Origin of the sequence: Streptomyces pathocidini (assembly GCF_001418495.1) — a bacterium.
Taxonomy (GTDB): Bacteria; Actinomycetota; Actinomycetes; order Streptomycetales; family Streptomycetaceae; genus Streptomyces; species Streptomyces pathocidini.
The window spans coordinates 1-9051 of the sequence record NZ_LIQY01000226.1 but is presented as its reverse complement, the minus strand read 5'-3'; the positions used below and the strand labels follow the sequence as shown (position 1 = coordinate 9051).

General features: G+C 73.7%; 7 protein-coding genes and 1 pseudogene. 4 read left to right on the top strand and 4 right to left on the bottom strand.

Annotated elements, in window-relative coordinates; all coding sequences use genetic code 11:
• Positions 1–172: 172 nt before the first annotated feature.
• Positions 173–1261: a DUF2278 family protein gene (locus tag AOK16_RS12510; protein ID WP_055472337.1), complete on the top strand. Its 1089-nt coding sequence runs from the start codon at positions 173–175 to the stop codon at positions 1259–1261.
• 148 nt (positions 1262–1409) lie between these two features.
• Positions 1410–2663 (top strand): FAD-binding protein, encoded by a 1254-nt coding sequence (locus AOK16_RS12505; protein ID WP_055472336.1) that lies wholly within the window; start codon positions 1410–1412, stop codon positions 2661–2663.
• A 23-nt stretch (positions 2664–2686) separates the two neighbouring features.
• Here the strand turns inward: AOK16_RS12505 and AOK16_RS12500 are convergent, their stop codons facing one another.
• Entirely contained in the window at positions 2687–3547 is an 861-nt protein-coding gene (locus AOK16_RS12500) for a 3-hydroxybutyryl-CoA dehydrogenase (protein WP_055472335.1), read from the bottom strand.
• 169 nt (positions 3548–3716) lie between these two features.
• Between AOK16_RS12500 and AOK16_RS12495 the strand changes: the two genes are divergently transcribed.
• Complete coding sequence (locus AOK16_RS12495; RefSeq protein ID WP_055472334.1) at positions 3717–5027, top strand: glycoside hydrolase family 10-like protein; 1311 nt, start codon at positions 3717–3719, stop codon at positions 5025–5027.
• Between the two features lie 67 nt (positions 5028–5094).
• On the opposite strand, the gene AOK16_RS28195 is transcribed toward AOK16_RS12495, so the two are convergent.
• Both AOK16_RS28195 and AOK16_RS12490 read right to left on the bottom strand, forming a co-directional pair.
• Entirely contained in the window at positions 5095–5301 is a 207-nt protein-coding gene (locus tag AOK16_RS28195) for a DUF1918 domain-containing protein (protein ID WP_240483536.1), read from the bottom strand.
• A 117-nt stretch (positions 5302–5418) separates the two neighbouring features.
• Positions 5419–6315, bottom strand: a pseudogene (locus tag AOK16_RS12490) (DMT family transporter); the annotation flags it as partial.
• Between AOK16_RS12490 and AOK16_RS12485 the strand changes: the two are divergent.
• Positions 6314–7750, top strand: a complete 1437-nt coding sequence (locus AOK16_RS12485) for an aminotransferase-like domain-containing protein (RefSeq protein ID WP_055472332.1) — start codon at positions 6314–6316, stop codon at positions 7748–7750. The pseudogene AOK16_RS12490 and the gene AOK16_RS12485 sit on opposite strands and share 2 nt — an antisense overlap.
• A 429-nt stretch (positions 7751–8179) precedes the next feature.
• Here the strand turns inward: AOK16_RS12485 and AOK16_RS12480 are convergent.
• On the bottom strand, positions 8180–9051 hold an 872-nt coding region (locus tag AOK16_RS12480; RefSeq protein WP_107098332.1), incomplete at its 5' end, for an SRPBCC family protein.

Genomic DNA, 9051 nt, shown 5'->3' with positions numbered 1-9051 from the left:
CCGCCGCCCCCAGCGCCGCTGCCCTCAGCGCCGCCGTTCACCAGATCGTCCGCAAGATATGTGCACGCGGTGTTCACCGAATTGACAGCGTGTCAACTTGGGGCCGCGGCGCGCCCACCGATGTACTCCAGACGGGCAACGCCCGCCCACAACGCTGGAGGAAAAAGACCACATGCCGCTGAAGAGTTACGGCGTGCTCGCCGCCCGTGCCGTCGACCGACGTCGCGAGGGCGCAGACGACACCCCCCATTTCCAGATACACCTCGTCGACAACGACGGCACCCACTACCGGGCCGCCGTCAACGTCCAGTCGCAGGAGTCCCCTTCGGAGCTGCTGTACCTCGTCGACGAGGACTTCAGCCACCCGGTGACCGGGAAGCTGCCCGCGGCCGGCAGCGGCTGGACGGACCTGCCCGCGCGCGAGGGCGGGGCGGGCCTCGACTACGTACGCGGTGAACTGCTCGACCGCAAGGACTTGAAGAAGCTCCCGGCGGACCGGCCCGGCGCGGACAACGACCTGGCCGACGTGCTTGAGGAGCACGTCCAGCGCGCCATCGAGGACGACTCCGCCGCGGTCTACCTCTTCGGCGAGCGCTGGGGCCCCGAAGAGGGCACGCCGGACAAGATCTTCGGCTTCGAGCCCGGCAACGGCGTCCACGACATCCACATGAACCAGGGCAACAGCAAGCGCTTCGAAGGCCAGGACGGTATCTGGCAGGACGGCGGCCTGCTGATCCACCTGCCCGGCGACGACCAGTGGATCGCCGTCTTCCTCGCGTTCCAGTCGCAGTCCTGGAACACCGACGACTCCACCGGCCACGCCGAGGAGTCCGGCGACCAGCCGAGCGACCCGGCCGAGCCGAGCGACCCCGCCGAGCCCGGCGACCCCGCGGACCCGGGTCAGCCTGGCGAGCCGGGCGGCGGCGGCTCCGTCCCCGCCGTCCGCATCCGCTCCGCGATGGTCAACCCCGAGGGCCCGGCGCCCGAGACGGAGACCGTCACGCTCGTCAACGACTCCACCACCGTGGTCGACCTCGACGGTTGGCATCTCGCCGACCGCAACGAGCACCGCGTAGCTGTGCCCGCCCAGCGCCTTGAGCCGGGCGCGACTGTCACGGTCACTGGAGCCGACGGGTTCCAGCTCGGCAACCGGGGCGGCAGCATCACGCTCCTCGACGCCGAGGGGGAGCCGGTCCATGCCGTGACCTACTCCGCGGGCCAGGCCCGCCGCGAGGGCAGCCAGGTCGTCTTCGAGGCGTAGGCACCGGCGTACGTGTACGTGTTCGGGCCCGGCCGCCGACCTCGCCGGGCCCGAACCGCGCCGATTCCCGCTCCGACCGCCTTGTGCCCGGGGCGCGGTTCCTGATCTGCTGCTTCGGGTACGGGACAGGTCCGTCGAAAGGAGCAGGATGGCCACCACGCCGCTGACGAACTGGGCAGGCAACGTCGCCTTTTCCGCAGAGCGCCTCGGAATCCCGGAATCCATCAGCGAGTTGAGAGCCGCGGTGGCGGGCGCGGGGAGAGTCCGCGTCCTGGGCACCGGCCATTCCTTCAGCGATATCGCGGACACCCCGGACACCCTGATCTCGCTCCGGCACCTCCCCGAGACCTTCGAGGTGACCGGGCCCGGGACCGTACGCGTCGCGGCCGGCATCACCCTGGCCGATCTGGCGGTGCAGCTCCACCGCAGCGGCCTCGCCCTGCACAACCTGCCCTCGCTGCCGCACATCTCCCTCGCGGGCGCGTGCGCGACGGCCACGCACGGCTCGGGCGACGGCAACGGCTCACTGGCCGGCGCGGTCCGGTCGATGGAGGTCGTGGCGGCGGACGGCTCGCTCACCACCGTCTCGCGCGGCGACGCGGCGTTCGACGGCGCGGTCGTCGCGCTCGGCGCCCTGGGCGTCGTCACGCATCTCGAACTGGACGTGGTGCCCGCGTTCGACGTCGAGCAGCGCGTCTACGAGGGTCTGCCCTGGCCCGTGCTCACCGACCGTCTCGACGAGGTCTTCGCCGCCGCGTACAGCGTGAGCGTGTTCACCGACTGGCGGAGCCGCGGCGGCGATTCGGTCGCGCTGTGGGTGAAACACCGCGTCGGCGACCCGGCGGCCGACCTGGCGTGGACCGGCGCGCGCCCGGCCGAGGGCCCACGCCACCCGATTCCGGCCATGCCGCCGGAGAACTGCACCCAGCAGTTGGGCGTCCCGGGCCCCTGGCACGAGCGGCTTCCGCACTTCCGCGCCGAGTTCACGCCCAGCGCCGGGGAAGAGCTCCAGTCGGAGTTCTTCGTCCCGCGCCACGAGGCCAGGAACGCGCTCCTCGCGCTCGACGGACTGCGCGCCCGTATCGCGCCGGTCCTCCAGATCTCGGAGCTCCGCTCCATCGCCGCCGACCCGTACTGGCTCAGCCCCCACTACCAGCGCCCGAACATCGCCTTCCACTTCACCTGGATCCCGGACGCCGACGCCGTACGCCCGGTGGTCCGCCGGATCGAGGAAGCTCTCGCCCCCTGGGACGTCCGCCCCCACTGGGGCAAGGTCTTCACCCTGCCACCGGCCGCCCTGGCGGCGAGCTACCCCCGATGGTCCGCGTTCCGCCGCCTCATGCGGGACTCGGACCCGCTGTCCACCTTCCAGAACCCCTTCCTGGAAGGCCTCTTCGGGTAACCCCGCGCACGCGGCTACCGCGGCTACTCGTACGTGTAGAACCCCGAGCCCGACTTGCGGCCCAGGCGGCCCGCGTCGACCATGCGCTGCAGGAGCGGGGGAGCGGCGTACAACGGCTCCTTGTACTCCTCGTACATCGAGTCGGCCACCGACGCCACCGTGTCGAGGCCGATGAGGTCGGTGAGCTTCAGCGGGCCCATCGGGTGGGCGCAGCCGAGCTCCATGCCGTTGTCGATGTCCTCGCGGCTCGCGATGCCGGACTCGAACATCCGGATCGAGGACAGCAGATACGGGATGAGCAGCGCGTTGACGATGAAGCCCGAGCGGTCCTGGGCGCGGATCGCGTGCTTGCCGAGGACGTCGGCGACGAGCTTCTCGGCGCGTACGACCGTCTCGTCGCCCGTGGTCAGCGCCGGGATCAGCTCGACCAGCCGCTGGACGGGAGCCGGGTTGAAGAAGTGGATGCCGATGACCTGGTCGGGCCGCGAAGTGGCGACGGCCAGCTTGACCAGCGGGATGGAGGAGGTGTTGGAGGCGAGTATGGCGTCGGGGCGGGTGACGACCTGATCCAGGATCTGGAAGATCTCCGTCTTGACCTGCTCGTTCTCCACGACGGCCTCGATGACAAGGTCCCGGTCGGCGAACTCGCCCAGGTCCGTGGTGAAGCTCAGCCGGTCCAGCGCCGCGTCGCGCTCCTCCTCGGTGATCTTGCCGCGCTCGGCCGCCTTGCCGAGGGAGTTGGTCAGGCGGGTCCGGCCGATCTCCAGCGCCTCGCCGGTGGTCTCCGCGACCATGACCTCCAGGCCGGCGCGGGCGCACACCTCCGCGATGCCCGCCCCCATCTGGCCGCAGCCCACCACTCCGACGCGTTCGATGTCGGTCACATCGTGCCTTTCGCTGATCTTCTTCTGACTCGTCCCCCGACGTTACTCCGCGTGGTGCTGTGCCGGGGCCGCCGGGGCGGGCATGCTGTGGCCATACGGCCGGGGACGTGCGCGGAAACGGCCGGACACTTCAGGTCATGAGCGTATTCAGTCCACTCAGGGAGCCGGAATGGCGCGCATCACACGAAGAGGGTTCGCCGCCGGGGCGGTGGGGGCGGTCTCCGCCCTGCTGTCCGCGGGCGAGGCGACAGCGGACGCCCCGCTGGGCCGCGAGGCCGCGGGCGCGGGCAGTGTCGGCCCGGGCGAAGTGCCGGCCCCTGCCGGGCGGGACCTGGGCGTCATCCGCCGCCCGCAGCGGCAGTTCCGCGGCATGTGGCTGGCCACCGTCGTCAACCGCGACTGGCCCTCCAAGCCGGGCCTGCCCGTCAACCGCCAGCAGGCCGAGCTGATCGGGCTCCTCGACACGGCGGTGCGGCGCCGGCTCAACGCGGTGATCTTCCAGGTGCGGCCGAGCGCCGACGCGCTGTGGCCCTCGCCGTACGAGCCGTGGTCCCAGTATCTGACCGGCGTGCAGGGCAAGGACCCCGGCTGGGACCCCCTCGGCTTCGCCGTGCGCGAGGCCCACCGGCGCGGGCTCGAACTCCACGCCTGGTTCAACCCGTACCGCGTCGCCAACCACACCGACCCCGCGCGGCTGGTGGCCACCCACCCCGCGCGCGTGCACCGCAACTGGGTGGTGCCCTACGGCGGCAAGCTCTACTACAACCCCGGGCTGCCCGAGGTCCGCCGCTTCGTCCAGGACGCGATGCTCGACGCGCTGCGCCGCTACCCGATCGACGCCGTGCACTGGGACGACTACTTCTACCCGTACCCGGTCGCCGGCCAGGCCTTCGGCGACGACGCGGCCTGGCAGCGGTACGGCGGGGGCTTCCCCAGCCGCGCGGCCTGGCGCCGGGACAACACCGACCGCCTGGTCCGCGAGACCGCGGAGCGGATCAAGGAGATCCGGCCGCACACGCGGTTCGGCGTCAGCCCGTTCGGCGTCTGGCGCAACCGCGCCACCGACCCCGCGGGCTCCGACACCCGGGCGGGGGCGCAGACCTACGACGACCTGTACGCGGACACGCGCGGCTGGGTGCGCAAGGGGTGGATCGACTACATCGTGCCCCAGCTGTACTGGCACATCGGCCAGACCGCCGCCGACTACGCCGTCCTCGTGCCGTGGTGGGCGAAGGCCGTCGAGGGCACGAACGTCGATCTCTACATCGGCGAGGCGCTCTACAAGGCCGGCGACCCGGCGCAGCCCGCGCCCTGGCGGGACCCGGCCGAGCTGTCCCGGCACCTGGACCTGGACGCGGACTGGCCGCAGGTGCGCGGCAATGTCTACTTTTCGGCCAAGGAAGTGGCCGACGACCGCTTCGGGGCCATGGCCCGAGTGGTCGCCGACCACTATCCGACGCCGGTGCGCCCGCCGCGCTGAACCTGTGCCCGGGCGCCCTTGAGCCGGCGCGGGCGCTCGCCCGGAGCCGCGAGCGCCCCGCGACGGCTCAGGTGCCGGGAGTCGGGTCTCCGGGGTGCCTGATCACGGAGTCGGGGCCCGGGGACATCAGGCATTCCTTGCCGTCGTCCTCGAAACGCACCTTGTACGGCGGCTCTCCGTGGTCGCCGAGCACTTCGATGATCTTGGCCTTGCGGTCGTGGTGCCCGACTGTCCTGCCGTGTACGAGGAGGGTGTCGCCCTTCTTCGCTTCCATCTGCGGGGACCTCCCGTTCGGGGGTGCTGCGCCACTGCCCAGAGTGCGGCGCTCCGTGGTGGTAAGTCTATTGCGGGAGTCCCGCCGCGCGCCTTCGCGGGCGGCGGTCCGCGAGGGCGCCCGCTGGGTCACCGCGATGCACACGAGGACGGCCACGGCGGTGAGCGGGGCGGCCGGGGCGAGGTGCTCGCCGAGCAGCGCGACCGACCAGAACAGCGTCAACAGGGGCTGGGCGAGCTGGAGTTGGCTCGCCCGGGCGACGCCGATCGCGGCCATGCCGCGGTACCACACGACCATCCCGAGGAACTGCGAGCCCACCGCCACCCACACCAGTCCGGCGACCGTGTGCGCGGTGAACCGCGCGGGCTCGGCGGCCAGCGCGAGCGCGGCGCCGGGGACGGCCGGCGGCAGGCAGACGACGAGCGCCCAGCCGATGACCTGCCAGCCGGGGAGGTCGCGGGCCAGCCGCCCGCCCTCGGTGTAGCCCGCGGCGCAGACCAGCAGCGCGGCGAAGAGGTACAGGTCGCCGACCGTCGGGGCGCCGCCGCTCTGCGCGAGCGCGAAGGTCACGACGACCACGGCACCGGCGACCGCCGCCGCCCAGAACGTACGCGACGGCCGGATGCCCATGCGTACGGCCGAGAACGCGGCGGTGGCGAGCGGCAGCAGGCCGACGACCACGGCGGCGTGCGAGGTGGAGGAGGTGCGCAGGGCGAGCGCGGTCAGCAGCGGGAACCCGATCACGACGCCGCCGGCCACGACCAGCAGCCCGGGCCAGTGGCGGCGCTCGGGCAGCGGGACGCGCAGCGCGAGCAGGCAGGCGCCCGCGACGAGCGCGGCGAACACGATACGGAGGGTGGTGAGGCTCCACGGCCCCAGGCCCTCCAGGGCCCAGGCCGTGCCCGGAAAGGTCAGCGAGAAGGCGGCGACGCCGAGCGCGGCGAGCAGGGTGCCCCGGGTTCCGCTGCCGACCGCTATCCCCGTGGCATCAGTAGCGCTATCTTTGGCTCTCATGCAAGAGCGTAGCAGTGTGGCGGAACTGGCGGAACGCCTGCGGGACGAGGTCAACCGCTACTCGGAAGGCGAGAAGCTGCCGTCCAGCCGGGATCTCGTGGAGCGCTACCGGGTCAGCCCGGTGACGGTCTCGCGGGCGCTGGCGGTGCTGGCCGGGGAGGGCCTGGTCGTGACCCGGCCCGGCGCGGGCGCCTACCGGGCCAGGCCGCCCAGGGGAGCGGTGGAGCCGGGCGACACCTCCTGGCAGGAGGTGTCGCTCAGCGCGGAGCTCAGCGCCGAGGCCGTCCCCCGGACCGTCGACGCCTCCGGGGTGCTGGCCACGCTGGCCGCGCCGCCGCCCGGCGTCATCGAGTTCAACGGCGGCTACCTTCCGCCCTCGCTGCGGCCCGAGCGGGCGCTGGCCGCGGCCCTGGCCCGGGCCGGGCGGCGCCCCGGGGCCTGGGGACGCCCGCCGATCGAGGGCCTGGCCGAGCTGCGCGAGTGGTTCGCGCGGGAGATCGGCGGCCGGGGCGGGCTCGTCGGCCCCTCGGACGTGCTGATCACCGCGGGCGGCCAGAGCGCCCTCACCACCGCCCTGCGCGCGCTCGCCCCGCCCGGCGCGACCGTGCTCGTGGAGTCGCCCACCTACCCCGGGATGCTCGCGGTCGCGCGCGCGTCCGGGCTGCGGCCCGTGCCGGTCCCGGTGGACACCGAGGGCGTACGGCCCGAGCTGCTCGCCGCCGCCTTCCGCGCCACCGGTGCCCGGGCGTTCGTCTGCCAGCCGCTGTTCCAGAACCCGACCGGCGCCGTGCTCGCGGGCCCGCGCCGCGCCGAGGTGCTGCGCGCGGCGCGCGAGGCCGGGGCGTTCGTCGTTGAGGACGACTTCGCCCGCTGGCTCGGCCACGAGGACGCCGGGGCCCTGCCGCCCCCGCTCGCCGCGGAGGACCCGGACGGGGTCGTCGTCCACGTACGCTCCCTGACGAAGATCACCTCGCCGAGTCTGCGCGTGGGCGCGCTGGCCGCGCGCGGACCCGTCCTCAGCAGGCTCCGGGCGATCCAGGTGGTGGACAGCTTCTTCGTGCCCCGCCCGATACAGGAGGCCGCCCTCGAACTCGTCGGGGCTCCCGCCTGGCCGCGCCACCTCCGGGCGGTCGCGGCCGAACTCCGCGCCCGCCGCGAGGCGATGACGGCCGCCGTGCAGCGCGACCTGCCCGCCCCGCTCCTCGGCCATGTGGCCGCCGGGGGCTGCAACCTCTGGCTGCGCCTCCCGGACGGCCTCGACGAGGACACCGCCACCGCCGCCGCCCTGCGTGCCGGGGTCGCGGTGGCGCCCGGCCACCCGTACTTCGCCGCCGAACCCCCGGCGCCGCACGTGCGGCTGAGCTTCGCGGGCGTGGCCAGTACGGCCGAACTCGCCGAGGGAATACGGCGGTTGCGCGAGGCCTGGGGCGCCTGACGCGCCGCGGACGGGCGCGGGTCCGGTGGGTCCCGGTGTCCCCCGGAGGGCGGCGGCGGTTCGGCGCCGCCGGGTTCCGCGGCCGGGGTTGATCGCCACCGCGGTGGAAGGTCTGCCGCCCCAGCGGCGCAGGACCTGGTTCCGGTTGAGCCTGCGCAGGAAGCCGTGGTGCCGTCCAGGTCGGCCAGGAAGGAGGTCGCCAGGTACTCGTTCCGGTCGGCCCGCCGCTACTCCTCGGCGCGCCGCCTCATCGTCGCCCGGCTCGTGTCCCGCGGCCGGAAGGGGGAGAGCCGGATGGCCGCGGCCTCCTGTCGGGTTCGCGCCACCGCGCGGCACCTTCAGCGCGTGCCCCACCAGCGCAGCGCCATCCGGTCCGGGCGCGAGTGGGTCGGCCGGGGCCGTCGCGCGAGCGGGCCGGGGCCGCCCGGGTCAGCTGCGCGGCAGCGCGCGCAACTCCTCGGCCAGGCGGGCGATGTGCTTTCGCCAGGCGCGCAGGGCGGTGGTGCGCTCGGGGGCCAGGTCGTTCGGGCCCGTCTGGGTGAGGACCAGGCGGGCGCCGTGGCCGGTGCCCGCGGAGAGCTCCCAGCGGACGCGGCCGGCGCCGGTGGGACCGGACTGCCACGCGTACTCCAGGAGTTCGGCCTCCTTCACGGACGTGACCGCGCCCGCCGGGACCTTCTCCGTGGTGAACCGGGGCGGGGTCGGCGCCCCGGGCTCGACGGACCGGCCCTCGGTCAGCAGGGGCCAGACCTCGGCCGCGGGCCGGGTCAGCTGCCGCTCGAAGCGGATCATCCAGCCGTCCGCGGTGTCGGAGACCGTGCCCTCGTCCAGGCCGAACTGCTCGACGAACGCGTCGTGGGCCGCGGGGCCCGGGGAGTCGGGCTGAATCGGCCGCTCGTCGACCACCGCCTCCAGCGCGTCGAGGCAGACGTTCCAGCCGCTGGCGTAACTGGCCGCGCCGTAGCGGTCGTCGAAGACGTGCGTGAAGGTGAGGACGGTGCCCGTGCCCTCCGGGCGCAGCTCGATGCGGACCAGGTCCTCGCTCTCGCGGCCCATCTCGTCCGGGGCGCGCTCGCTGAACGCGAAGAGGCGGGGCGGGTCGAGCTCGGTGACGAGCGCGTCCATGGTGAAGCCCGCGCCGTCGTCGAATCGGATCTTCCCGCCGACGCGCAGCTCCACCTCCACGACCGGGAGCGGGTACCACTGGCTGAGGTGTTCCGGCTCGGTGACCGCGCGCCAGACCTTCTCCCGCGGGTGGGCCAGATGCCGCTCGATCCGCAGGACCGGGCGGCCGTCGGCGG